The following is a 24,136-nucleotide window of genomic DNA, read 5'->3' as shown; positions in this document are numbered from 1 at the left end:
CAACTTTACCTAACTTTGTTTAGAAACTTATGCTTTTGTTGCGCAACCTGCCGCACTGTGGCAACGCTCCCGCAGCCAAATACATAAGAGGATGCGCGCATGAAGCTGGATACACCGACCAGCGGAAGCGAATTGACGGCGGAAGCCGTCGCCGTGCTGGAAAAAGGTCATAAGGCCATTCCGCCAACCTTCGTGCGCGATCTGTACGGGCGTGTCCCGCCCGAGGATCTGGCGCCCTATTCGCCGCAGACGCTGGCGGATCTCGCTGCGGAAGCCTTCGAGCATCTCAAGGCTTCCCGTACCGCCGACGGCGCGGATATCCGCCTCTTCGATTTCGAGATCGAGCGCGACGGCCGGCGCCAGGACGTGACGGTGCTCGAGATCGTCAACGACAACATGCCCTTCCTGCTCGATTCGACCCTCGCCGAGGTCGTGGACCAGGGTTATGAGCCGTTGCTCGTCGCCCACCCCATCCTGGCGGTGGAGCGGGGTTCGAACGGCGCTCTCGTGCGCCTTGTCGGCGAGGCCACCGCCGCCCTGCGACTCGGCGTGAAGCGCGAAAGCTTCATCCATATCCACCTGCCCCGCCTTGACGATCCCGAGACCCGGACCAGCCTGATCGAGACCATGCGCCTCGTTCACAGGGACGTCTCCGTTGCGGTGCACGACTGGCCGGGCATGCGTGCCCAGATCGCCGAGATCGTCCACAATTACCGCCTCAATCCCCCGCCGCTGCCGGAGGACGAGGTGAAGGAGGCCGTCGCCTTCCTCGACTGGATGTCGCGGGACAACTTCACGTTCTTGGGCGTGCGCGAATACCGTCTGCCCTCCGGCGACACTGCTGCCGATCCCGTCGAGGGCTCGGGTCTCGGCCTGTTGCGCGATCCCTCCGTGCGCGTGCTGCGCCGCGGCCGCGAACTGGTCGGGATGACGCCGGAAATCCGCGCCTTCCTGGCGCGTCCTCAGGCGCTCATCATCACCAAGGCGAACGTGAAATCCCGCGTCCACCGCCGTGCCCATCTCGACTATGTCGGCGTCAAGCTGTTCGACGACAGCGGGCATCTGCGGGGCGAGTTGCGCATCGTCGGCCTGTTCACGGCAAGCGCCTACACCAACACCACCGGCGAAGTGCCCTATCTGCGCCTCAAGGTGGCGAAGGTCCTCGCCCGTGCGGGCTTCGATCCGGCGAGTTATGCCGGCCGCGCGCTTCTCAACGTACTCGAAAGTTATCCACGCGACGAGCTGTTCCAGATCGACGAGGACACGCTCTACCACTTCGCCATCGAGATCATGAACCTGTCGGAGCGTCCGCGGGTGAGGGCGCTCGCCCGCACCGACGAATTCGACCGTTTCGTCTCGGTGCTCGTCTTCGTGCCCAAGGACCGTTACGACACCCAGGCACGCCAGCGCATCGGCCAATTCCTGGCCGGCATCTATGAGGGCCGCGTCTCCGCATCCTATCCCGATTATCCGGAAGGCCCGCTCGCGCGCACCCATTACATCATCGGCCGCGACGAGGGCGAGACCCCGGATGTGCCGCGCGAGACCCTCGAGAAGGGAATTGCCGCCATCGTCCGCACCTGGAGCGATGCGTTGCGCGACGCGCTCGATGGCAGCGTCGGCGGCGCGCGCGCGCGCGCTGGCATCCCGCTATGCCGAAGCCTTCAGCGCGGCCTACCGCGAGGCCTTCGGGGCCGACCAGGCCATTGCCGATATCGCTCTTCTGGAGCAGCTCTCGGAGGCACGTCCCCGCGCCGTCGATCTCTATCGCCGCGAAGGCGACGACGAGACCCGGGTGAACCTGAAGGTGTTCTCGCTCAATGTGGCGCTGCCGCTGTCGGAGCGCGTGCCGCTTCTGGAAAATCTCGGCTTCCGCGTCGTCAATGAGCGGACCTACCGGGTCGCCTTCAGCGCGACGGACCGGGTATGGCTCCATGACATGACCCTGGAGCGCGCTTCCGGCGGTACGATCAAGATCGACGAGATCCAGGCTCTGATCGAGGCGGCACTGCTCGCGCTCTTCCGGGGCCTCGCGGAATCCGACGGCTTCAACCGCCTCGTGCTCGAAGCCGGTCTCGGCTGGCGCGATGTCGCCATGGTGCGGGCGCTCGGCCGTTACCTCCGCCAGATCCAGGTCACTTACGCGCAGGATTATCTGGCCGAAACGCTCGCCCGTCACGGCGCGATCGCGGCCGATCTCGTCAAGCTCTTCTATGCGCGTTTCGACCCGCGCAAGGACGAGGGACGTGCTGCTACGGAGGCTGCGATCCGCGAGCGGATCGAGGAGCAGCTCAAAGAGGTCACGAGCCTCGATGACGACCGGATTCTTCGCCGCTTCGTCAACCTGATCGAAGCCGCCATCCGCGCCAACTTCTTCCAGCTCGAAGACAACGGCCTGCCGCGCCAGACCATCGCGTTCAAATTCGAATGCGCGAAGCTGGAAGGGCTGCCGCTGCCGAAGCCTCTCTACGAGATCTTCGTCTATTCACCCCGCGTCGAAGGCGTGCATCTGCGCTTCGGCAAGGTGGCGCGCGGCGGCCTGCGCTGGTCCGACCGTCCGCAGGATTTCCGGACGGAAGTCCTCGGATTGGTCAAGGCGCAGCAGGTCAAGAACGCGGTCATCGTGCCGGTAGGCGCCAAGGGCGGCTTCGTGCCCAAGCACCTGCCGCCGGCGAGCGACCGGCAGGCCTGGCTGGCGGAGGGCACCGAGAGCTACCGCATCTTCGTGCGCACGCTGCTGCAGCTCACCGACAACATCGTCGGCGACAGCGTGGTCCCGCCGGCGGACACCGTGCGCCACGACGGCAACGATCCTTATCTCGTGGTCGCCGCCGACAAGGGAACGGCCACCTTCTCCGACATCGCCAATGCGCTCTCCATCGAGAAGGGTCATTGGCTCGGCGATGCCTTCGCGTCCGGCGGCAGCCAGGGCTACGACCACAAGAAGATGGGCATCACCGCCCGCGGCGGCTGGGAGGCGGTGAAGCGCCACTTCCGCGAGATGGACATCGACATCCAGACCACGCCGGTGGCGGTGGCGGGCGTCGGCGACATGTCGGGTGACGTGTTCGGCAACGGCATGCTGCTGTCGCGGGCGTTGAAGCTCGTGGCCGCCTTCGACCACCGCGACATCTTCATCGATCCGAAACCGGATCCTGAAAGCTCCTTCAAGGAACGCGAACGGCTCTTCAATCTGCCCCGTTCCAGCTGGCAGGACTACGATAAGGGGCTGATCTCAAGCGGCGGCGGCGTGTTCCCGCGCAATGCGAAATCGATTCCGCTCTCGGACGAAATGCGCGCGCTTCTCGACATCGACAAGCCGCACGCAACGCCTGCCGAAGTGATGAACGCGATCCTGAAAGCCCGTGTCGATCTGCTCTGGTTCGGCGGCATCGGCACCTATATCCGCTCATCCGCCGAGACGGACGAGCAGGTGGGCGATCGCGCCAACGATGCCATCCGCATCACCGGTCCGGAGGTGCGCGCCAAGGTGATCGGCGAGGGCGCCAATCTGGGTGTGACCCAACGCGGGCGCATCGAGGCGGCGCAGAGCGGCGTTCACCTCAACACGGATGCCATCGACAATTCGGCGGGCGTCAACACCTCCGACGTGGAGGTGAACATCAAGATCGCGCTGACCACACCGGAGCGCGACGGACGCCTGACACAGGAGCAGCGCAACGAACTTCTGGCAGATATGACCGATGATGTCGCCGCCCTCGTGTTGCGCAACAACTACCTGCAGACCCTGGCCATCTCGCTCTCCGAGCAACTCGGCGTCGCCGATCTCGGCTTCGCCCGCCGGCTCATGCACATGCTGGAAGCGCAGGGACGCCTCAATCGCGCCGTGGAGTATCTGCCGGACGACAGCACGCTGGCCGAGCGCGGACGTCGCGGCGAGGCTCTGACGCGGCCGGAAATCGCGGTGCTTCTGGCCTATGCCAAACTCTCCCTGCACGACGAGCTGCTGGAAAGCCCGGTGCCCGACGATCCGTATCTCGGCAAGGAGCTGGAACGCTATTTCCCGGCTGAGATGCGCGAGCGCTTCCCGGATGCGATCGCAACCCATCGCCTGCGCCGCGAGATCATCGCGACGCAGCTCGCCAACGCGATCATCAACCGGGGCGGGCCGACCATGGTGGCCCGCCTCGTCGACCAGACCGGTGCGGATGCGCCCACCATCGCGGCAGCCTATGCGGCCACCCGCGACTCGTTCGGCCTCACCGAGATGAATGTCGCCATCGATGCTCTCGACGGCGTTGTTCCGGGCAAGATGCAGCTGCATCTTTATGGCGAGCTGCAGGATCTCCTAATGAACCGGATCGTCTGGTTCATCCGCAACGTGGATTTCGTCAACCACTCCCTCGACGAGATCATCGGGACCTACCGGGCCGGAATCGCCGAGGTGGAGCGCAGCCTCACCGAGACGCTGTCGCCGGAGGCGCAGGCTGCCTGGGATGCACGCGCCAAGGCATTGGCGGATGAGGGCACGCCGGAGGATCTGGCACGCCGCATCGCGTCGCTGCCCGATCTCGTGGCGGCTCCCGACATCGTGCAGACGGCGCAGAAGACCGGCAAGCCGGTCAGCGACATCGCCCGCACCCATTTCGCGCTCGAGGCCTCGTTCCGGCTCGGCGCCCTCATCAGTGCGGCACAGCAGATCAACGTCAGCGACTATTTCGACCGGCTGGCGCTCGATCGTGCCGTCGACAGCATCGCCTATGCGCATCGCGGTCTGACGGCGGAAGTGTCGTCCCAGGATCTGTCCGGCATCGAGGCCGTGCGGGCCTGGGGCGAGAAGCGTGGCGCCGACGTCAACCGCATCAGAAGCGCGGTCGACGGCATCGTGTCGTCGGGCCTCACGCTGTCGAAGATCACCGTCGCGGCGAGCCTGCTCGGCGATCTCGCGCGCATGAGCTGAGCCCGCAAATTCTCCTCTTCCCTTGTGAAGTGGCGTTGAATGCGGGGGAAGGGGCCGCGTGCAAAGCTGAGTAAGACCTTTCCGTCGTGGCCGTCCCCGGACTTGATCCGGGGATCAGTCCCGGCCATCCCGATCCTGTGAAGCGCCACGCTTTCCAAGCGGGATCACCGGCACAAGGCCGATGATGACGAGAGAAGGCGAGCGTTGACGACAATTCAGCAACAGCGTGGAAAGCAAAGCCCGGTGAGAGACATCAATCCCCTCGCTCCCTCGCGCAAAGCCTCGCGCCCGGCCATTCTGGGCTGGCTCCTGTTCGACTGGGCCTGCCAGCCCTTCTTCACCCTGGTCACAACCTTCGTCTTCGCGCCCTATTTCGCCTCCGCCCTCGCGCCCGATCCCGTGAGCGGACAGAGCCTGTGGGGCTATGCGACGGCGGCCGCGGGGCTCGTGCTCGCCATCCTGTCGCCGGTGCTCGGCTCCATCGCCGACGCGACCGGGCCGAAAAAGCCCTGGATCGCAGCGTGCGGTCTCGTGCTGTTCATCGCCTCCTTCGCGCTATGGTACGCGGCGCCGGGACAGCCCCATGCCATCGCGGTTGCCCTTGTGGGCTTCGCCTTCGGCACGGTAGCGGTGGAAGTCGCGGCGGTGTTCAATAACGCCATGATCCCGCACCTCGTGCCGCCGGAACGTTTCGGCCGCCTCTCGGGCACTGGCTGGGCGATGGGATATCTGGGCGGTCTGGTGTCGCTTGTGATCGTGCTCGGCTTTCTCGCCGCCGATCCGGTGACGATGAAGACGGTCTTCGGCCTGAACCCGCTTTTCGGCCTCGACCCGGCAACGCGCGAGGGCGACCGCATCACAGGACCGTTCTCGGCCCTGTGGTTCCTCGTCTTCGTGCTGCCGCTCTTCCTCTTCACCCCCGATGTCCCGCGCTCGGGGATGGGCCTGAAGGAGGCCGCGCGAAAGGGGCTCGAGCAGGTGAGGAGCACCATCGCCGATGCGCGGCGGCACGAGAGCATCGGCCGCTTTCTCCTCGCCAACATGGTCTATCAGGATGCGTTGGTGGCGTTGTTCGCCTTCGGCGGCATCTACGGGGCGGGCGTGTTCGGCTGGCAGGCCATCGAGCTCGGCATCTTCGGCATCCTGCTCACCGTCACCGGCACGCTCGGCGCATTGATCGGCGGACGGCTCGACGATCGCATCGGGGCAAAGCCGGTGATCCTCGGATCGATCGCCATTCTCGCACTCGTCTGCGTCGGCGTTCTCTCGCTCGGGCGCGATCATATTCTTTTCGTGATTCCGACAGCCCCGTCCGCTCCCGACGATGGCCTCTACGCCTCCGCGCCCGAAAAGCTGTTCGTGCTGCTCGGCCTCGTCATCGGCTCCGTGGCGGGACCGCTGCAGGCCTCCTCGCGCAGCCTGCTCGCGCGGCTGGTTCCGGCGCACGAGGCCGGGCGCTATTTCGGCCTGCTGGCGCTCTCAGGAAAAGTCACGTCCTTCCTGGCGCCGCTCGCGGTCGCCGTTGCGACGGCAATCTTTCAGACGCAGGCGGCAGGACCGGCGGTGCTGATCCTGTTCCTGCTCGTTGGATTCTGGCTGTTGAGTGGTGTGAGGCGGGTGTGAAACGCCCCACCGTCATCCCGGGGCCGCGCAGCGGAGCCCGGGATCCATAAACACGACATTCACGGAAAGGCGGAGGCATTACCGCAGCGCCACTTCTTGGGGCGTCAGCGGTCATGGATCCCCGCCTTCGCGGGGATGACACGGCGGGAATCACTCCAGCGTCACCGCCGTGCCGCTGACCGACACCATCATCATGCCCTCGTTCTTGCCGAGCGCACCGTAATCGAGGTGAACGCCGACGATCGCGTGGGCGCCGAGGCGCTGGGCCTCCTCGATCATCTCCTGCAGGGCGGTGTCGCGTCCGTCGCGCAGAACGCGCTCGTAGGAACCCGCGCGCCCGCCGACCACGTCGCGGATGGAGGCGAAGAAATCGCGGAACACGTTGGCGCCGAGAATCGCCTCGCCCGAAACGATGCCGCGATAGGAGGCGATGCGGCGGCCTTCGATACTCGGCGTGGTGGTGATGATCATCAGGGTCTCCATGAGGTGGAGACCCTGATGTGGGGATGCCGCGTCAGTGGCGGAAGTGGCGGTGGCCCGTGAACACCATGGCGAGGCCGGCTTCGTCGGCCGCCTTGATGACCTCGTCGTCGCGCATGGAGCCGCCGGGCTGGATCACGGCGGTGGCGCCGGCCTCCGCCGCGGCGAGCAGGCCGTCCGCGAAGGGGAAGAAGGCATCGGAGGCCACCACCGAGCCCTTGGCAAGGGTCTCGGGCAGGTTCGCGGCCTTCGCGGCCTCGGCGGCTTTCCAGGCGGCGATGCGGGAGGAATCGACGCGGCTCATCTGGCCGGCGCCGATGCCCACGGTTGCGAGGTCCCTGGCATACACGATGGCGTTCGACTTCACGTGCTTGGCGACGCGGAAGGCGAAGCGCAGGTCCTCCAGCTCCCGGTCGGTGGGCGCGCGCTTCGTCACCACCTTCAGGTCCATGGCATCGACCACAGCATTGTCCCGGTTCTGCGCCAGGAAGCCGCCCGCGACCGTGCGCAGGGTCAGGCCCTCCTGGCGCGGATCGGGCAAGCCGCCCGCGAGCAGCAGGCGCAGGTTCTTCTTGGCCGCCACGATGGCGATGGCTTCCTCGGTCGCATCGGGCGCGATGATCACCTCCGTGAAGATCTCGGTGATGGCCTTGGCGGCCTCCGCGTCGAGCGGCCGGTTCATGGCCACGATACCGCCGAAGGCCGAGACCGGATCGCAGCGCAGCGCCTTCTGATAGGCTTCGCGTAAGGTGGTGCCTTCCGCGACGCCGCAGGGATTGGCATGCTTGACGATCACGATGGCGGCGGAGCGCTCCGGGACGAACTCCGCCACGGCCTCGTAGGCCGCATCGGTGTCGTTGATGTTGTTGTAGGAGAGCTGCTTGCCCTGCACCTGGCGCGCGGTGGCGACACCCGGGCGGTTCTCCGGCGTGCGGTAGAAGGCGGCGCTCTGGTGCGGGTTCTCGCCGTAGCGCATGACCTCCGCGATAGCGCCGCCGAGCGCGCGGAAGGGTGGCGTCTCTTCGCCGAGCTCGGCGGCGAACCAGTTGGAGATCGCCGCATCGTAGGCGGCCGTGCGGGCATAGGCCTTCTGGGCCAGGCGACGGCGCAGGGTCAGCGTGACCGAACCGTCGTAAGCGGAAAGATCGTCGAGAACGGCCGCATAATCGCCGCCGTCCACCACCACGGCCACGTCGCCGTGGTTCTTGGCCGCCGCGCGGATCATGGCGGGGCCGCCGATATCGATGTTCTCGATGCAATCGTCGTAGGGCTTGCCGGCGGCCACCGTCGCCTCGAACGGATAGAGGTTCACCACCAGGAGGTCGATGGGCTGAATACCATGGGCGAGCATCGCCGCCTGATGCTCGGGGTTCTCCCGGATGCCGAGCAGGCCGCCGTGGACGGACGGATGCAGCGTCTTCACGCGCCCGTCCATCATCTCCGGAAAGCCCGTGAGCTCGCTCACGTCCTTCACGGGCAGCCCCGCCTCGCTCAGGGCCTTGTGCGTGCCGCCGGTGGACACCAGCTCGATGCCGCGCTCGGAGAGCGCGCGGGCGAAGTCCACGAGACCCGTCTTGTCGGATACGGAAAGCAGAGCGCGGGACACGCGCTTCAGGTCGCTCGGCATGGCGGCCGCTCCCTTCAAGGGTTGGAAGATGCGGGCGCGATACCACGGTAGGCCGAGGATGGGAACCGCGTCGCCGCCATTTGGAACCTTGTTCAGAGCAGCTCTGGCCCGGGCTCCGCAGCCTGCTCGGAGCTGAACGTGCGGGCGAGGCGCTCGAAGCGCCAGCGCACGGTCTGGGTCTCGCCCGGGCGGATCGTCAGAACGATCTGCTCCGTGCGCCGCATGCCCTCGGCGGTGGCGAGAAACACGCTGTCCTCGAGCTCCGCCTCGACCGGGGCGGCCGAGAACTGCCAGGCCTCCCGATTGGGCAGCACCAGCATCACCACGCGGCCGCCTTGCGCGCGGCTCGCCTTGATGCCGGGCGCCAGATGGAAGCGGATAATGGCCTGCGCCGCGCCGGAGTTTCCACTTTGGCTGCCCTCGATCCAGAAATTGTCCTCGCCTTCCAGCACATTGCCCTTGGGGGCAAGCTGCCAGCGCCGCTCGTGGGTGATCCCGAAGCGGGCTTTATAGCCGTCGTGGCTGGCGCTCAGCAGCTGCGCGTGCTCGCGTTCGCTGCGCTCCGCCGTCACGTGCTCAGGGGCGCTGATGACCACGGGGCCGACGCGGCGCAGGATCCAGGCGGAGATGCGGCGCTGCAGCCAGCTCCCCTTCTTGTCGACGATCTGGCAGGAGGAGATGTCGTCGATGGAGGCGGTGGAATGCGCCACCGTCGAGCGCGAGGCCTGGATGATCGCATTGCCCGCGATATAGGGCGTGCCGCAATTGACCACGATGCGCTGCGCGGCGCTCGAGAACTCGAAGGACAGGCAGCCGGCGCCGGCATCCTGGGACAGGGGCCGCGGCGGCGGAGCCCCTACATCGGCCACGAGCAGCGTGCGCCCGGCCTCCAGCCGCTCGTAGCCCGAATGGGGCGCGTGGTGGATCGGCTGGCTGCGCATGTCGTCATAGGTGAGCAGCGTCGCCAGATGATCGGCCGCGGTCACGCCCATACCGTTGAAATGCGACAGGGTGCCGTCCCCGTGCCGGAACAGGCGCACCATCGGCAGCAACCGGTCGATGGCGTGCAGCAGGGCGTCGGGCGTGTCGACCTCGCGGCTGGCGAACATCTGGCGCAGGGGCAGAAGATCGAACAGGAGATCGACGACGATGCGCGGATTGCGGCTCGCATGCCCGCCATCGGCCAGGATCTGCCGTTCGAGCTCGCGGGCGAGCAGGCGGCTCGCGCGCCGCAAATTGCGGTCGAGGCCCTCGCAGCACAGGCCCGCATAGCAGAGCGCAATGGCGGCCATCAGCTGCTGGAAGGGCAGGGCGCCGGAGCTGACCTGGCGCTCGAGCTTGCGCACATGCTGGCCGATGATTCGCAGGAAACGCTGGTAGAAGGCGTGGTCCGCACCTTCCAGGATCAATGGCGACTGGCTGATGAGGGACATGAGCCGGCGCGCCGTGATCTCCGGGCTGCAGGCGATGCGCTTGTCGCCGAGCTTCGAGGTGACGAACTCGTCCACCAGGGAGCGAGCATTGGCCTGGGCGAGCGCCGTGCCGGCCGCCCGCAGATGCCGCAGCCAGCCAAAGCCGTAGAGCGCCTCGCCCCAGGCGCGGCTCGGCGGCGTGAACGCGAAGGGCGAGCGCCCGCCGGTGGTGATGGCGCGGCCCGAAAAGGCGAAGAAGCCGGAATAGATGTCGGTGGCGATGGTGGGATCGGCCGTGCGCAGATCCTGGGGCGCGAAGAGCAGCCGCGTCGGCGCCGGCGCGCTCGAGAGCCTGGACAGGCTCCAGACCGCGCTTTCGCGCATGGCGCGGCCTGCCTCGCGAGCGGCAAGCCTGTACAAACGCCAGCGATCCGGCCCGAAATCCACCCGTGGCGCTCCCCTTGTTCGCTTGAATCCCAGCCAACTTAGGTGAGGAGTTCCTGCTGACCGGTTAACAACAGGTAAGGGAGGATTCACTATGATCACGAACCCTTGTGCACAAACCGTGCGACAAAGAATCCGTCGAGGCCGCTGCGGTCATGTTCCGAAAGCGCCAAGTGACTCGGCAGGGTGCGAATATCGCCCTGCGGCGTGATGCACTCGGCAAAGCCGCCGATCTCGTCGGATGTGATGGGCTTGCGGGCGAATTCGGGATGGCGGGCAAGAAAACTCTCCGCCTGCCGTTCGCCTTCCTCGGCTTCCAGCGAGCAGGTGCAGTAGACCAGCCGTCCGCCGGCTTTCAGCAGGCCCGCGGCCTTGTCGAGCAGGCGGGCCTGCAACCCGGAGAGCTTGCGGATGTCCTCCTCGCTCTTGGTCCAGGCCACGTCGGGATGGCGCCGGATGGTGCCGGTGGCCGAGCAGGGGGCATCGAGCAGGATGGCGTCGAAGGGGCTTACATCGAGCTTTTCCGCATCGATGGCGCGGGTCTCGGCCTTCAGGTGGAGGCGGGCGAGATTCTCTTCGAGCCGCTGCAGGCGCTTCGCCGAGCGGTCGACGGCGAGCACTTCGGCACCGGCCGCCGCGAGTTGTGCCGTCTTGCCCCCGGGCGCGGCGCAGAGATCCGCGATGCGCTCGCCGGGCTGTGCCTGCAGGAGGCGGGCGGGCAGGGCGGCGGCGGCATCCTGCACCCACCATTCGCCTTCCTCGAAACCGGGCAGCTCGCGGATGGCGGTGCGCTCTTTCAGACGGATGCTGCCGGTGGGCAGGAGAACGCCACCGAGACGCTCGGCCCAGGCTTCCGGGGCGCTCTTCACCGTCAGGTCGACGGAGGCGAGCGACCGGTGCGCTTCGGCGATCTTGGTGGCGAGCGGCTCGCCGTATTGGGCGATCCAGCGCTCCTCCAGCCAGGTCGGCGTGTCGAGCCAGGGATCGGCCTCGGCGAGAATGGCCTCGCGCTCGCGGGCGATGCGGCGCAGGACGGCGTTGATGAAGCCGCCGGCGTGATGGAGCTTGGGATCGTTCTGGGCGAGTTGCACCGCGCTGTCGACGACGGCGTGGTCGGGCACGTCGAGAAACAGGATCTGCGCCGCGCCGGTGGCGAGCAGATGCATCAGGCGCTCGTCCTTCGGTGGCTTGTTGAGCCGCTCGTTCAGCGCCCGTCCGAGGGTTCCGAGCCGCCGGAAGGTCACGATGGCGATGGCGCGGGCGAGCGCCTCGTCGCGGGCGGACAGATTTTCCGCCCGCGCCAGCTCCTCCATTACGTCGTCGAGCGGCACCCGCCGCTTCATGGTCTCCGCCACCGCCATCCAGGCAAGGCGGCGGGGCCCGAGGCCTGCCTGTTCGTCCGATTGATTCAAAATTTTATCCCCAGGGCCCGCGGCGAGTGCCGGTCGAGCCTCCGATTGAGCCCCCGGGGAACCCCACGGACTCGATGAATTCTGTGCGACGAAGCCGGGTGGCTTCGCCGACGCGCCCATCTCCTGCGCCAAAGCGTGCAGGGCCGCAATCCGGTTTTCCGTCGCGGGATGGGTCGAGAACAGGTTGTCCACGCCCTGGCCCGAGAGCGGGTTGATGATGAAGAGCGAGGCGGTCGCGGGACGGCGTTCCGCATCGGGGTTGGGAATATGCGCGACGCCGCCCGCGATGCGGTCGAGCGCCGAGGCGAGCGCCAGCGGCTGGCCGGAGATCTGCGCGCCCATCCGGTCGGCGTCGTATTCCCGCGAGCGGCTGATCGCCATCTGGATGATCATGGCGGCCAGGGGCGCCAGCAGCGCCGTGCCGATCATCACGATCGGGTTCGGCCGGTTCTCGCCCCGGCCGCCGAAGAGGAAGCCGAACTGCGCCAGCGTCGCGATGGCGCCGGCAATGGTCGCGCTCACCGTCATGATCAGGGTGTCGCGATTCTTGATGTGGGCGAGCTCGTGCGCCATCACGCCCGCCACCTCGTCATGGGACAGCATGTGCAGGAGGCCGGTGGTGGCGGCGACCGCCGCGTTCTCCGGGTTGCGCCCGGTGGCAAACGCATTGGGCTGCGGGTTGTCGATGAGATAGACCCGCGGCATGGGGAGGCCGGCACGCCCTGCGAGATCGCGCACCATATGGACCAGCTCGGGCGCCGTGTGTTCGTCCACCTCGACGGCATGATGGGCGGCGAGCGCCAGCCGGTCCGAGTTCCAATAGGCGAAGAGGTTCGTCGCGAGGCCGAATCCCAATGCGATCATCATGCCGGTGCCGCCGCCCAGGAAATAACCAACGACGCCGAACAGGGCCATCAGGCCCGCGAGCAGCATTCCGGTCTTGACGGTGTTCATCGGGGTCTCCACCTCGTGGTCAACGAAAATCCATCCGTTGAACCCTATGTGGGAATGGTCCAGCTCCCTCCCAAGAGGAGCGGGACTCTGGCATAAGGCACCTCATGAGTACGAACGACAACACCCCTCCGGATCGCCCCATCGAGGGCGCAGCCCCCGGCAAGCCCCTGTCCCCCGCCGCCCAGAGGGCTCTCGCGGAAGCCGCCCAGCGCCGGCTCGAGATCGATGCCCGCGCGGCCGAACTCGCCCAGCAGAAGGAGTTCCAGGGCCGCGGCGGCCTCGAGCCCGTTCGCTACGAGGATTGGGAAGTGAAGGGCCTGGCGAGCGATTTCTAAAAAATCTTCAGCCTCATGTCACATTGGGCTTTCCCGTCTCGTCTTACCATCGTCAGCAACACGACACATGAGGACCAAGACGATGAAAGCCCGGTTGATTCCCTTCGAAGTCGCCCCCGGCTCCCTGAAGCCGATGGTGGAGCTGGAAAAGACCCTCAAGAACAGCGGTCTGGAGCACAACCTGCTCGAGCTGGTGAAGACCCGCGCCTCGCAGATCAACGGCTGCGCCTATTGCATCCACATGCACACCAAGGACGCGCGCGCCAATGGCGAGAGCGAGGAGAGGCTGTATCTTCTGAGCGCCTGGCGGGAATCTCCGCTCTACAGCGACCGCGAACGCGCAGCGCTCGCCTGGACCGAGGCCCTGACGCTGGTCGCCGAGACTCACGCTCCCGATGAGGAATATGCCGAGCTGAGCCGGCACTTCACCCCCGTCGAGCAGGTCAACCTGACCCTGATGATCGGCGCGATCAACGCCTGGAACCGGCTGGCCATCGGCTTCCGGTCCATCCATCCGGTCGAGGCAAGCCGTGCTGCCGCCTGACGGTGATGCCGCGGACCGGTTCCAGCCCCTCAGGCCGGGGCTGGTCCGCCTGGCCTACCGGATGCTCGGCTCCATCGCCGAGGCCGAGGACGTGGTGCAGGAGGCCTATCTCCGCTGGCACCAGACGGACCGGTCCGCCATCCGCGAACCGGGCGCCTTCCTGTCCAAGACGGTGACCCGCCTGTGCCTCGACATCCTCAAATCGGCGCGGGTCAGGCGCGAGACCTATATCGGTCCCTGGCTGCCCGAGCCGGTTCTGGAAACGGCCGGGGAGGACGATTTGAGCGAGGATCTGTCGCTGACCCTGATGATGGCGCTGGAGCGGCTCTCGCCGCTGGAACGCGCGGCCTTCCTCCTGCACGACGTGTTCGGGCTCGGCTTCGACGAGGTCGCCGCGACTCTCGACCGGGATCCCGCCGCCTGCCGCCAGCTCGCGGCGCGCGCCAGAAAGAACGTGCGCGCCGAGCGCCCCCGCTACCCCATCGACCGCCAGGAAGGCGAGCGGATGACCGACGCGTTCTTCACCGCCTCGCGCAGCGGCGACCTGACGGCGCTGCGCAATCTCCTGGCGGAGGACGTCGTCTCCTACACGGATGGCGGCGGCATCCGGAACGCCGCCCTCAACCCGCTCTTCGGCTTCCGCAGGGTGGCGGGCCTCTTCATGGGCGTGGCGCGCAAGGACGAAGGCCAATTGCCTCCGGTTCTCTACAGGGGGCTGATCAACGGATTGCCCGGTTTCGTCACCCTCGAAAAGGACGGCATGGTGCAGACCACGTCCCTCGATATCGAGGATGGCCGCATCGTCGGGGTCTACGTCGTCCGCAATCCCGAGAAGCTAGGGCATCTGTCCGGTCTGGCGAGTTAAACGTTGAGGGAATGCCGGCGTGCGAAAGCGACTGTTGTTCCCTCGCCGCCCTCCCGCTACCTTGCCCCAAAAGGGAGAGCTCATGGCTGGGGCGGGCGAGACGGCACGACTGGAGATGTTCCGGGATCTTTTGGGCGATGCGCACCGGGCGCTCGACCTCCAGTTCGGCTTCGAATTGTGGGACGGCTCGACGATCCCGGCGGATCTGCCGTCCTATGCCATGCGGCTCGTCATCCGACGCGAGAGCGTGATCGCCTCCCTCCTGCGCCGCCCGAACCTGGATACGGCGCTCAACGCCTATGTGGCGGGGCTGCTCGATCTCAAGAACGGCACCATCTTCGACCTCGCCTCCCAGCGCCCGCAGAAGGCCGGCAGGCGCCTGAGGACCTTGAACAAGCTGAAAGCGCTGAAAGTCGCCTACCATTTCCTGCGCGCGCCGGCCGACATGCCGCGTCCCCTCGTCCGGCCGGCCGAAGATACCGGAACGCGCGACGGCAAGCCTTCCACCAACAAGGCCAACATCGCCTACCACTACGACGTGTCGAACGCCTTCTACCGGCTCTTTCTCGATCCGGAGATGGTCTATACCTGCGCTTACTTTCAGCCGGACTGGCATGACGATCTCGCCCGCGCGCAGCGGGACAAGCTCGACATGATCTGCCGCAAGCTGCGGCTCAGACCCGGCGAACGCCTGCTCGACATCGGCTGCGGCTGGGGCGCCCTCATCTGCCACGCCGCGCAGCATTACGGCGTCAAGGCCACCGGCGTGACGCTGGCCGAGGAGCAGGCGGCGCTGGCGCGGGAGAAGATCGCGCGGCTCGGCCTGCAGGACAGGGTCGACGTCATCCTCAAGGACTTCACGCAAATGGAAGGCGAGTTCGACAAGATCTCGTCCATCGGCATGTTCGAGCATGTGGGGATCGCCAATCACCCGGTCTATTTCCAGACCGTCCACCGCCTGCTGAAACCGCGCGGGCTCTATCTTCATCACACCATCGCCCGGCGCGCGAAACGCTCGGACAAGGCCTTTGGCCGGTTGAGGCCCGAGGCCAAGGCCGTCATGCGCTACATCTTTCCGGGCGCGGAGCTCGATCACCTCGGCATGTCGGTGGCCAATCTCGAACGCTTCGGCTTCGAGGTGCATGATGTCGAGGCCTGGCGCGAGCACTATCAGCGCACGACCCGTCTCTGGTGGGAGAACCTGAATGCCCGCCGGCAGGAAGCGGAAGCCGAGGTCGGCGCTGAGAAGACCCGCGCCTGGCTGCTCTACCTGTCAGGCGTCTCCCTCGGCTTCGAGCGCGGCGTCATCGGCGTAAACCAGACGCTCGCCTCCAAGCGCACCCGCGGGCCCTCTGGGGTGCCGTCGAGCCGGGCGGATCTGTATCGGTACGACTAAGGCGTGGACTCGTTCGCGCGTAGCAAGATCCGGATCGATGCGACTTTGACGAGCGCCAGATAGTCGGCTGCGAGCTTGTCGTACCGGGTCGCGACACGCCGCCATTGCTTGATCTTGTTGAAGAACCGTTCGATCAGGTTGCATGCGTGATCGAGGTTGGGGCTGAAGCAGATCGGGTCCTTGCGGGCAGCAAGCTCCCTGATCCAATCGGCATCGTAGCCGCGACCCGCGAGCAACATCGGGTGGGCGGCAAGGCGCTATCTGCCCCTTCTATGAAACCCGGTTCACACCGGGTGGCCGCCATGTCCCTTCGCCAGCCGGCAGGATCGACGGTGGCGCAGGCTTCGGCCAATAGAGGCGCATCACGAGATAGATTGTGTCATCCGGCGCCGGAAGCCAATTCGCTTCCATGTCCGCGCCGGGGCTGTCCTTCTGGATGTACAGCGTCAGCGAGCCATCCGCGTCCTTTTTCATCGCCGACACCATCGGAGAGTTAATGAGGTAGCGATTGATCGGGTTCTTGACCAGGAACTGACTCTTGCCGTCGTACATCGTCACCGACCAGAACGCATTCACCGGCGGCAACTGGCCAGGCGGGAAGGTGATGGTGTACTTGTGCTTGCTGCCGTCGAGCGGCTCACCAGTCGCGTCCGTTCGGGTATAGGGATACATCGCTTCTACGGCATCGTTGCCCAGGAGCCCGCCCTTGGCGGCGCCTGCCCGCATCACCCAGTCGCCGTTGTAGAAGGCCTCGTCGCCGAAGAATGCGCCGACGTTCCAGCCATTGATGTCTTTGTTGCCGCTGGCCAGCCACGTGTCGACCTTGTCGTCGCCCTGCTTCATGGCCACCAGGATTGCGGCCTTGTGTTCGAGCGATAGATCCTTGAACGTGAAGGTCTTGCCGGGACCGATGCCGATCCTCGCGAGTTTCGCGCGGATCGCCTTGTCCCTTGGCGTCTCAGGGACGTATTGCAGGGCCGCGTCGAGATACTCGAAGAAGTTCTCCTTGATCCCGGCCGTGGTGGCAGGAACGAACTCGATCTTCGGCGCGGCGGGCGCGGCCGGTTGTTTGAGGAAGGCAGAGAGCGGCTGCGATTTGTACCCGGACTGGATTGTCTCGACATTCGGCATATCGTCGGGATTGAAGAGCTGGGTGCGGATAAGCGCGAGGGGGAACGGCGTCGTCGATTGGAAGACCTGCCTGATCCCGGTGGGCGTTCCGCCTTTCCAATCGGGGCCGACCACCAGATAGTCGCCCGCCTCGGTGCCCGTGGCGCGGCTGCCGATGTAGCCGAAATTGTAGGTGTTGCCGTCGATCAACTGGACCGAGTAGTAGCGGTCCTTTTCGATCGTCGGCACCGAGATGACCATCGGTTCGGCGCGCAAATCCAGCCAGAGGATCGAGTAAGGGGTGTCGCTGTTCGGCGTGATGACGGCCGTGTCCGCCGGGGTGGCGACGCGGTGCTGGTTGTTGATTTCGTTGAACAGTGCCTTGAACTGCCCCGAGTTCCTGTCCACGGCGAACTCTTGCATGACCGCATAAAACATCACGAGCGGCAGGCCGTAGACGAAGCCTTCCTCGGCGATGTCCTTGGCCTCCAGGAGGTTGGGCCATTCGGCGTTGTTCTGCGCCATGGCCGGGGTGAACTTCGCCATCGTGGCGGCGAGTACGGCCATTGCAGCAGAGTCAAGCAGCTCGCGTTTCGTCAGCATCTGAACACTTCCTTGCGGTTCACAGCTTCTGGACGCGCACGCGTAGGCAGCGGAAGGCTACCGACCACTGCGATGATTGACAATGCACAACCCGGCCGATCCGGACCTTCCTGGATATCCGCCTTTGGCACATCGTCGTCAGTGAATCACTCCCATGCACCTGATCTTGCAAGGCAATTACGCCGCGAAGTGAGACCGATTTCGCAAGTCGATACCCACTTTGCGCTTTTTCCTGCGGTTTAGGGATCGCGCCTTGGGTGCGAGTGGGGATGGCGGCCGGGGGATGACTTCGAAGACCAGCAATGAGGTGGTGATGGACGTCGATGCGAGAACGGCTGATGGTGGTTGACGGGCAAGCCCTCAGCTTCTGCTGGCCCCGACGCGGAATTTGGTTCGCTATCAGGGCATAGCGAACCCGACAAGCTGTCCGGCCGGTCGATTTATGGGGTCAGGGCCGAGTGATCCTTATTCCGTCGCCGCCCTTCTCCGTCGGCCTCGGGCTCGTCCCGGCCAGGATGGCCTGTCACGGCACCACCACCACCCGCGTGCCGACACTCACCTGCTCGTAGAGATCGACGATGTCCTCGTTGAGCATGCGGATGCAGCCGTAGGACGCATAGGTGCCGATGGAACTCGGGCGGTTGGTGCCGTGGATGGCGTATTCGTCGAGATCGAGGGTGAGCGCCCGCGCGCCCATGGGATTGTTCGCGGCGCCGCCGGGGATCACGTCGGGCAGGCGGGGGTTGTCGCGCTTCACCTCGTCCGGCGGCGACCAGGCGGGGCGGACATATTTGCCGTCGATCCGCGCCTCGCCGAACCATTGCTTGCCGGGCTTGCCCACGGCCACGCGGTAGCGCAGGGCGGTTCCGTCGCCGCGCACGTAATAGAGCCGCCGCTCAGCCGTCCTGATGACGACGGTGCCGGGCGAGACGCGCGCCTCGAAGGGCACGACCTCCCGGGCGGACGCGCCAGTACTCGTGGCGGCGATGCCGATGATTGCGGCAAGTGTGAATGCGGCGCGGATGCTCATGTCTCGAACCCTCCTGCGGAAACAGGTGAGGGTGAGACGCGAAAGGAACGGCTACGGTTCCAGCCTGTTCTGCTGGAGCAGGTTCAGATCACCGGGTCCCAGGCCAGCATCCGGTCGTGGGTGTCACGCGAAACCGCGTGCGGATGGCGGTTCACCATCCGGGCATGCAGCTGCTTCACCGTGCGGCTGGCGGTCGTGAGGAAGAGGAAGGGCAGGAAGGCGTGGATCAGGGCCGCAAGACCAGCAGCGAGCAGAGGGACAGCGAAGCTCAGAGCAACGTTCATATGCTCCAGATAGCTCTCGCCGACCGACTCCGGATGCTCTGTGAAAAACTGCTTCAAGGCCATGGACCGTGCTCCCGGAATAACGAGTCCAAATCCTACGCTTGGATCAAGAGGAGCTCAACAGCGTTCCTCCAGCCAAGTTGTGCGCCCTGTCACGTCACGATCGTCCGCGCGTTCATACCATCCAGACCTTAGATCACCATTCAGACCTGGGATCGTCCGCCGATCGAACCATGGCCGGGACAGCACCCGGCCATGGCATGGCGTTCAAGTCAACGCTCACGCCGCCTGGGTGCGCTTGTTCTGGCGGTTGGTGATCAGGTCGTCGACCACGGTGGGGTCGGCCAGCGTCGAGGTGTCGCCGAGCGAGCCGAACTCGTCCTCGGCGATCTTGCGCAGGATCCGGCGCATGATCTTGCCGGAACGGGTCTTGGGCAGGCCGGGCGAGAACTGGATCAGGTCGGGAGACGCGATGGGGCCGATCTCCTTGCGCACCCAGGCGACGAGCTCCTTGCGCAGCTCCTCGGACGGCTCCTCGCCGGCCATCAGGGTGACATAGGCGTAGATGCCCTGGCCCTTGATGTCGTGCGGGTAGCCCACCACGGCGGCCTCCGAGACCTTCGGATGGGCGACGAGCGCGGATTCCACCTCCGCCGTGCCCATGCGGTGGCCGGACACGTTGATCACGTCGTCGACGCGTCCGGTGATCCAGTAATAGCCGTCCGCATCGCGCCGGCAGCCGTCGCCGGTGAAATACTTGCCCGGATAGGTCGAGAAGTAGGTCTGCACGAAGCGCTCGTGGTCGCCGTAGACCGTGCGCATCTGGCCCGGCCAGGAATCGGCGATCACGAGGTTGCCCTCGGCGGCGCCCTCCAGCACCTTGCCGTCCGCGTCCACGATCTGCGGCTTCACGCCAAAGAACGGATGGGTGGCCGAGCCGGGCTTCAGCCGGGTGGCGCCGGGAAGCGGCGTGATCAGGATGCCGCCGGTCTCGGTCTGCCACCAAGTGTCGACGATCGGGCAGCGGTCGTCGCCGACCACGCGATGGTACCATTCCCAGGCTTCCGGATTGATCGGCTCGCCGACCGAGCCGAGGAGGCGCAGGGATTTGCGCGAGGTCTTCTTCACCGGCTCCTCGCCGGCCTGCATCAGGGAGCGGATGGCGGTCGGCGCGGTGTAGAAGATGTTGACCTGGTGCTTGTCGATCACCTCCCAGAAGCGGGAGATCGTCGGATAGGTCGGCACGCCCTCGAACATCAGCGTCGTGGCGCCGTTCGCCAGCGGCCCGTAGAGGATGTAGGAATGGCCCGTCACCCAGCCCACGTCGGCGGTGCACCAATAGACGTCGCCGTCGTGGTAATCGAACACGACTTGATGCGTCATCGCCGCGTAGACGAGATAGCCCCCGGTGGTGTGCAGCACGCCCTTCGGCGTTCCGGTCGATCCTGACGTGTAGAGGATGAACAGCGGGTCCTCCGCGTTCATCTCCTCAACGGGGCAATCGTCGGAGACGAGCTCCGCCGCCTCGTGGTAATACACGTCGCGGCCGGGCACCATGTTGACGTCGGAGCCCGTGCGGCGCACCACCAGCACGTGATCGACCACGCCGGGTCCGACGCGCTCGATGGCGGCGTCCACGTTCACCTTCAGCGGAACTTTCCGGCCGCCGCGCAGGCCCTCGTCGGCCGTGATGACGAAGGCGGTTTTGGCGTCCTGGATGCGGCTGGCGAGCGAATCGGGCGAGAAGCCGCCGAACACCACGGAGTGGATCGCGCCGAGCCGCGCGCAGGCCAGCATGGCATAGGCGGCTTCCGGGATCATCGGCATGTAGATCGTGACCCGGTCGCCTTTCTCGACGCCGCGGTTGCGCATGATGTTGGCCATGCGGCAGACCTCCGCGTGCAGCTCGCGGTAGGTGATCTGTTTCGATTCCGACGGGTCGTCGCCCTCCCAGATGATCGCCACCTGATCGCCGCGGGTGTGGAGATGCCGGTCGACGCAGTTATAGGCCACGTTGGTGACGCCGTCCTCGAACCAGCGGATCGCCACGTTGTCGGGGCCGAAATTGGTGTTCTTGATCCGGGTCGGGGGCTTGAACCAATGGATGCGCTTGGCCTCCTCGGCCCAGAAGGCCTCCGGGTTCCTGATCGAAGCCTCGTACTTCGCCCGGTAGCCCGCATCGTCCAGATAGGCGCGATGCGTCCACTCGGCCGGCACGTCGTAGATCTTCTCTTCCATGGCGCTTCTCCCAGACGCTTGCCTGATGGATTTAGGTCTAGGTTTACGGAAGAAGAGAGGGGGTGGGCAAGCGGGTCCTGGATCGGACTTTGGTCGTTGCTCCTTTCGGGGCAGAGCCATGAGGATCGTTATCCCGGACAGCGCTATGCGATTCCTAGGAGCATCTTCGCGGAATTACGCGGCTTGTCTCGTCAGGATTGCTTGAACCCAGGCTCCGGCTTCATCAGGCGTCTCGAACAGGCGCGCTTCCCGAGTGTTGCACTTGCCGAACCCGGCTTCCAGGTGCCACCGCCCCTGATGTTCAGGGTCATGGGTCTTGCCGTCGAGGCGGACGATCACGGCCGCGAGCTGGCTGTCTGCGAGGATGAGCCTGCCTTCGCTGTCGTGGCCGTCGATGAGCACGCGCATAGGCTGGAATGAAATGCCGGGGGGGGGACATAGCCTTCGCCTTCCAAGTTGGGGCGAAAGGTCAATGCCAAATGGCCGGACACCCTTTACAACAAACTGCACCATAGGTGATCTGACCCGGATGGTCGTCCACATAGGTTGTACTTGGCCGTTTCATGAATGAGTTTCTGCGCATTGCGCACGGACGCGGGTGGACCACCTTCTGAACGGCTGGCCGATGAACACCGACACGATGGGTGTGTACGGCAACGACTATCCCAGGCGGCCATTGTGACCCGGCTCGGGCTTGGCGCCAATGTGCCGGGGGACGCGATCTACCCGCTCGACCTGTTCGACGACACCGGCCGGTCGATGGCGCCAGCAGGTGCGCGATCCATTGCGAGAGAGGCGAAAGGCCTCCGGCGGCTGCGTTCGGCGAAATTCAAGCTTATCCGGTGCTTTAGAGGGTGAAGCAGCCGAACGGGACAGTACAGGGAAAGGCTGGGACGCCATCGGAGACGAAGCCGCGATCGAACAAGCCCTCCGCGTTCGACCTTTAACATCCTTGAGGCCCCGCTCCATTTCTCATAGCGGCGAGAGCCTGTCGGCGCCCCACACGCCCGATCCTCCCGGGTTCCGCTAGCGGTGCCGGGAGGACGCGATGAGGGGTCTTACAGCCCGCCCATCCGGCACACGATCGCCCATTCCTCGTCCGTCACCGGCTGCACCGAGAGGCGGGAATTGTTGACGAGGATCATCTTTTCGAGGCCGGGCTGCTTCTTGATGTCGTCGAGCGTCACGGGTTTCGGAAAGCGCTTCACCGCCTTGATGTCGACCATGCCGAACTTGCCGGTCTCGTCCGTGTGGTCGGGGTAGTATTCCTTGATCACCTCGACGATGCCGACGACGGCCTTGCCCTCGTTGGAATGGTAGAAGAAGCCCTGTTCCCCCTTTTTCATGGCCATCAGGTTCTGCTTGGCGACGTGGTTGCGAACGCCGTTCCAGTGGGTGCCCTTGTCGCCTTCAGCCACTTGGGCATCCCACGACCAGACGGAGGGTTCGGACTTGTAGAGCCAGTAGGCCATTGTACTTTTATCTCTTCGATGTCGGGAGCGTCTGGAGTGGGATCCGAGGTTGTCGTTTTCGATGCTCTATGCCCTCGTCGTCATGGCCGGGCTTGTCCCGGCCATCCCGATGCTGTGGAGCGCCACGCGTTTCCGATCGGGATCACCGGCACGAGGCCGGTGATGACGTGAAGGAGGAATCCAGGGCAAAAAACCGATTGGATCCTCTTTCCTCGCCTTCGGTCCCACATGATGCTCAGTGCTCGGACTTGATGGGACGGTTCATGAGCGCATCGACCGCCTGATCGAGGGTCCATGCGCCGGACAGGATCTGCTCGACGGCTTCCGCGATCGGCATGTCGATGTTCTTTGCGCGGGCGAGCGCCACGAGGGCGCTGGCGGTCGCGGCCCCTTCCACCAGCTTGCCGCCGGCGGCGTCCACGACGCTCAGGCCCTGGCCGAGGCGCTGGCCGAAGGCGAAGTTGCGGGAATGGGCCGAGGAGCAGGTGAGCACCAGGTCGCCGAGCCCCGAGAGACCCATCAGGGTCTCGGCCTTGGCCCCATAGGCGCGGGCGAAGCGCAGAAGCTCGGCGAAGCCGCGGGCGATGAGAGCCGCCTTGGCGCTCTCGCCGAGGCCCTTTCCGGCCACGGCCCCGCAGGCGATGGCGAGCACGTTCTTGGCCGCGCCGCCGATCTCGACGCCGCGTATATCCCGGTGGTGATAGACACGCAGCGTCGGACCGGAGAGGGCCGTCGCGAGATCTTCGGCGAGATCCGCGTTCCGGCAGGCGAGCGTCACGGCGGTGGGCAGGCCGCGGGCCACGTCGTCGGCGAAGCTGGGGCCCGAGAGCACGGCCACGGGCGAGCCGGGGCGCACGGTTTCCACCACGTCGCCGAGAAAGGCCCCGCTCTCCCGCTCGATCCCCTTGGCGCAGAGCACGAGCGACGTCTCGACCGGCAGCACGGCCGCGAGTGCCGCGCTCATCTCCCGCGTCGTCTGCGCGGGCGTGACGAGAAGGACGGCGCGAGAAGAAGCGAGGTCGGAGAGGTCCGCGGTCGGATGGATGCGGTCATGCAGTTTCACGCCGGGCAGGAAGCGCTCGTTGCTTCGCGTCGCCGCCAGGGCCGCGGCGTGCTCGGGCGAGCGCATCCAGAGCACCACGTCGTTGCCGGCGCTTGCCGCGGCATTGGCGAGCGCCGTTCCCCAAGCGCCGGCTCCGGCGATGCCGATGGGTTGAACTTGCACGGTCATGTCAGAGACTGCCGGCCGGTGCTTCGCCGCTCCTCAAGATCGGGTCGTATATTCCCCGCTTTCGTCATCACCGGCCTTGTGCCGGTGATCCCGATCCGAAAAGCACGGCGCCTCACGGGATCGGGATGGCTGGGACGAGCCCGGCCATGACGGGG

At 65.8% G+C, this 24,136-nt stretch carries 16 protein-coding genes and 2 pseudogenes; 6 read left to right on the top strand and 12 right to left on the bottom strand.

All coding sequences use genetic code 11. The features are described from left to right. Nucleotides 1-99: 99 nt before the first annotated feature. Both ACD578_RS20920 and ACD578_RS20915 read left to right on the top strand, forming a co-directional pair. Nucleotides 100-4,921: pseudogene (locus tag ACD578_RS20920) on the top strand (NAD-glutamate dehydrogenase). 243 nt (nt 4,922-5,164) lie between these two features. Then, a complete protein-coding gene (locus tag ACD578_RS20915; protein WP_404288155.1) occupies nt 5,165-6,544 on the top strand; it encodes an MFS transporter in 1,380 nt (459 codons plus the stop codon). Between the two features lie 150 nt (nt 6,545-6,694). On the opposite strand, the gene ACD578_RS20910 is transcribed toward ACD578_RS20915, so the two are convergent. The 4 genes from ACD578_RS20910 to htpX all read right to left on the bottom strand — a co-directional run bounded on the left by ACD578_RS20910 (nt 6,695) and on the right by htpX (nt 12,834). Next, nucleotides 6,695-7,015 (bottom strand): heavy metal-binding domain-containing protein, encoded by a 321-nt coding sequence (locus tag ACD578_RS20910; protein WP_009493654.1) that lies wholly within the window; start codon nt 7,013-7,015, stop codon nt 6,695-6,697. Nucleotides 7,016-7,058: 43 nt separating this feature from the next. After that, nucleotides 7,059-8,651, bottom strand: coding sequence for a bifunctional phosphoribosylaminoimidazolecarboxamide formyltransferase/IMP cyclohydrolase (purH, locus tag ACD578_RS20905; protein ID WP_404288152.1), 1,593 nt, complete (start codon nt 8,649-8,651; stop codon nt 7,059-7,061). A 92-nt stretch (nt 8,652-8,743) separates the two neighbouring features. Further along, nucleotides 8,744-10,510: a heparinase II/III family protein gene (locus ACD578_RS20900; protein ID WP_404288150.1), complete on the bottom strand. Its 1,767-nt coding sequence runs from the start codon at nt 10,508-10,510 to the stop codon at nt 8,744-8,746. Between the two features lie 95 nt (nt 10,511-10,605). Further along, nucleotides 10,606-12,834, bottom strand: coding sequence for a zinc metalloprotease HtpX (gene htpX / locus ACD578_RS20895; protein ID WP_404293973.1), 2,229 nt, complete (start codon nt 12,832-12,834; stop codon nt 10,606-10,608). Between the two features lie 143 nt (nt 12,835-12,977). On the opposite strand from htpX, the gene ACD578_RS20890 reads away from it, so the two are divergent. The 4 genes from ACD578_RS20890 to ACD578_RS20875 all read left to right on the top strand — a co-directional run bounded on the left by ACD578_RS20890 (nt 12,978) and on the right by ACD578_RS20875 (nt 16,013). After that, on the top strand, nt 12,978-13,208 hold the full coding sequence (locus tag ACD578_RS20890; protein WP_404288148.1) for a DUF1674 domain-containing protein: 231 nt from the start codon (nt 12,978-12,980) through the stop codon (nt 13,206-13,208). Between the two features lie 82 nt (nt 13,209-13,290). Beyond that, nucleotides 13,291-13,752 carry a carboxymuconolactone decarboxylase family protein gene (locus ACD578_RS20885; protein WP_404288146.1) on the top strand — a complete coding sequence of 154 codons (462 nt, stop codon included), beginning with the start codon at nt 13,291-13,293 and terminating at the stop codon, nt 13,750-13,752. After that, nucleotides 13,739-14,617, top strand: coding sequence for a sigma-70 family RNA polymerase sigma factor (locus ACD578_RS20880; RefSeq protein WP_404288144.1), 879 nt, complete (start codon nt 13,739-13,741; stop codon nt 14,615-14,617). The genes ACD578_RS20885 and ACD578_RS20880 overlap by 14 nt, the downstream gene beginning before the upstream one ends. Nucleotides 14,618-14,699: 82 nt before the next feature. Beyond that, nucleotides 14,700-16,013: a class I SAM-dependent methyltransferase gene (locus ACD578_RS20875; RefSeq protein WP_404288142.1), complete on the top strand. Its 1,314-nt coding sequence runs from the start codon at nt 14,700-14,702 to the stop codon at nt 16,011-16,013. Here the strand turns inward: ACD578_RS20875 and ACD578_RS20870 are convergent. From ACD578_RS20870 to ACD578_RS20835, 8 genes and pseudogenes are all read right to left on the bottom strand, one after another. Next, nucleotides 16,010-16,153: pseudogene (locus tag ACD578_RS20870) on the bottom strand (IS5/IS1182 family transposase); the annotation flags it as partial. The gene ACD578_RS20875 and the pseudogene ACD578_RS20870 sit on opposite strands and share 4 nt — an antisense overlap. Nucleotides 16,154-16,283: 130 nt before the next feature. Continuing rightward, nucleotides 16,284-17,726 (bottom strand): DUF1254 domain-containing protein, encoded by a 1,443-nt coding sequence (locus ACD578_RS20865; protein WP_404288140.1) that lies wholly within the window; start codon nt 17,724-17,726, stop codon nt 16,284-16,286. A gap of 523 nt (nt 17,727-18,249) precedes the next feature. Continuing rightward, entirely contained in the window at nt 18,250-18,756 is a 507-nt protein-coding gene (locus ACD578_RS20860; protein ID WP_404288138.1) for a L,D-transpeptidase, read from the bottom strand. 83 nt (nt 18,757-18,839) lie between these two features. Next, the gene (locus tag ACD578_RS20855) at nt 18,840-19,103 is read right to left on the bottom strand and encodes a DUF6356 family protein (RefSeq protein ID WP_404288136.1); all 264 of its coding nucleotides are present in this window, start codon (nt 19,101-19,103) and stop codon (nt 18,840-18,842) included. A 216-nt stretch (nt 19,104-19,319) separates the two neighbouring features. Beyond that, complete coding sequence (gene acs / locus ACD578_RS20850; protein WP_404288134.1) at nt 19,320-21,278, bottom strand: acetate--CoA ligase; 1,959 nt, start codon at nt 21,276-21,278, stop codon at nt 19,320-19,322. Between the two features lie 174 nt (nt 21,279-21,452). Beyond that, nucleotides 21,453-21,686, bottom strand: coding sequence for a hypothetical protein (locus ACD578_RS20845; protein WP_404288132.1), 234 nt, complete (start codon nt 21,684-21,686; stop codon nt 21,453-21,455). 650 nt (nt 21,687-22,336) lie between these two features. Further along, nucleotides 22,337-22,750: an EVE domain-containing protein gene (locus tag ACD578_RS20840; protein WP_404288130.1), complete on the bottom strand. Its 414-nt coding sequence runs from the start codon at nt 22,748-22,750 to the stop codon at nt 22,337-22,339. A gap of 235 nt (nt 22,751-22,985) precedes the next feature. Further along, nucleotides 22,986-23,981: an NAD(P)H-dependent glycerol-3-phosphate dehydrogenase gene (locus tag ACD578_RS20835; RefSeq protein WP_404288128.1), complete on the bottom strand. Its 996-nt coding sequence runs from the start codon at nt 23,979-23,981 to the stop codon at nt 22,986-22,988. Nucleotides 23,982-24,136: the final 155 nt, after the last annotated feature.

This window comes from Microvirga sp. RSM25, assembly GCF_044784385.1.
GTDB lineage: Bacteria > Pseudomonadota > Alphaproteobacteria > Rhizobiales > Beijerinckiaceae > Microvirga > Microvirga tunisiensis.
This window is presented reverse-complemented; position numbering and strand designations above follow the sequence as displayed.

Coding starts and splice junctions, on each gene's coding strand:
- acs (WP_404288134.1), bottom strand. CDS start 21,278: ATGGAAGAGAAGATCTACGACGTGCCGGCCGAGTGGACGCATCGCGCC.
- ACD578_RS20855 (WP_404288136.1), bottom strand. CDS start 19,103: ATGGCCTTGAAGCAGTTTTTCACAGAGCATCCGGAGTCGGTCGGCGAG.
- htpX (WP_404293973.1), bottom strand. CDS start 12,834: ATGGCCCTGTTCGGCGTCGTTGGTTATTTCCTGGGCGGCGGCACCGGC.
- ACD578_RS20875 (WP_404288142.1), top strand. CDS start 14,700: ATGGCTGGGGCGGGCGAGACGGCACGACTGGAGATGTTCCGGGATCTT.
- ACD578_RS20840 (WP_404288130.1), bottom strand. CDS start 22,750: ATGGCCTACTGGCTCTACAAGTCCGAACCCTCCGTCTGGTCGTGGGAT.
- ACD578_RS20910 (WP_009493654.1), bottom strand. CDS start 7,015: ATGATCATCACCACCACGCCGAGTATCGAAGGCCGCCGCATCGCCTCC.
- purH (WP_404288152.1), bottom strand. CDS start 8,651: ATGCCGAGCGACCTGAAGCGCGTGTCCCGCGCTCTGCTTTCCGTATCC.
- ACD578_RS20890 (WP_404288148.1), top strand. CDS start 12,978: ATGAGTACGAACGACAACACCCCTCCGGATCGCCCCATCGAGGGCGCA.
- ACD578_RS20845 (WP_404288132.1), bottom strand. CDS start 21,686: ATGCGCGTGCTCATCGACGGCCACGACAGCGAAGGCAGGCTCATCCTC.
- ACD578_RS20885 (WP_404288146.1), top strand. CDS start 13,291: ATGAAAGCCCGGTTGATTCCCTTCGAAGTCGCCCCCGGCTCCCTGAAG.
- ACD578_RS20835 (WP_404288128.1), bottom strand. CDS start 23,981: ATGACCGTGCAAGTTCAACCCATCGGCATCGCCGGAGCCGGCGCTTGG.
- ACD578_RS20860 (WP_404288138.1), bottom strand. CDS start 18,756: ATGAGCATCCGCGCCGCATTCACACTTGCCGCAATCATCGGCATCGCC.
- ACD578_RS20865 (WP_404288140.1), bottom strand. CDS start 17,726: ATGCTGACGAAACGCGAGCTGCTTGACTCTGCTGCAATGGCCGTACTC.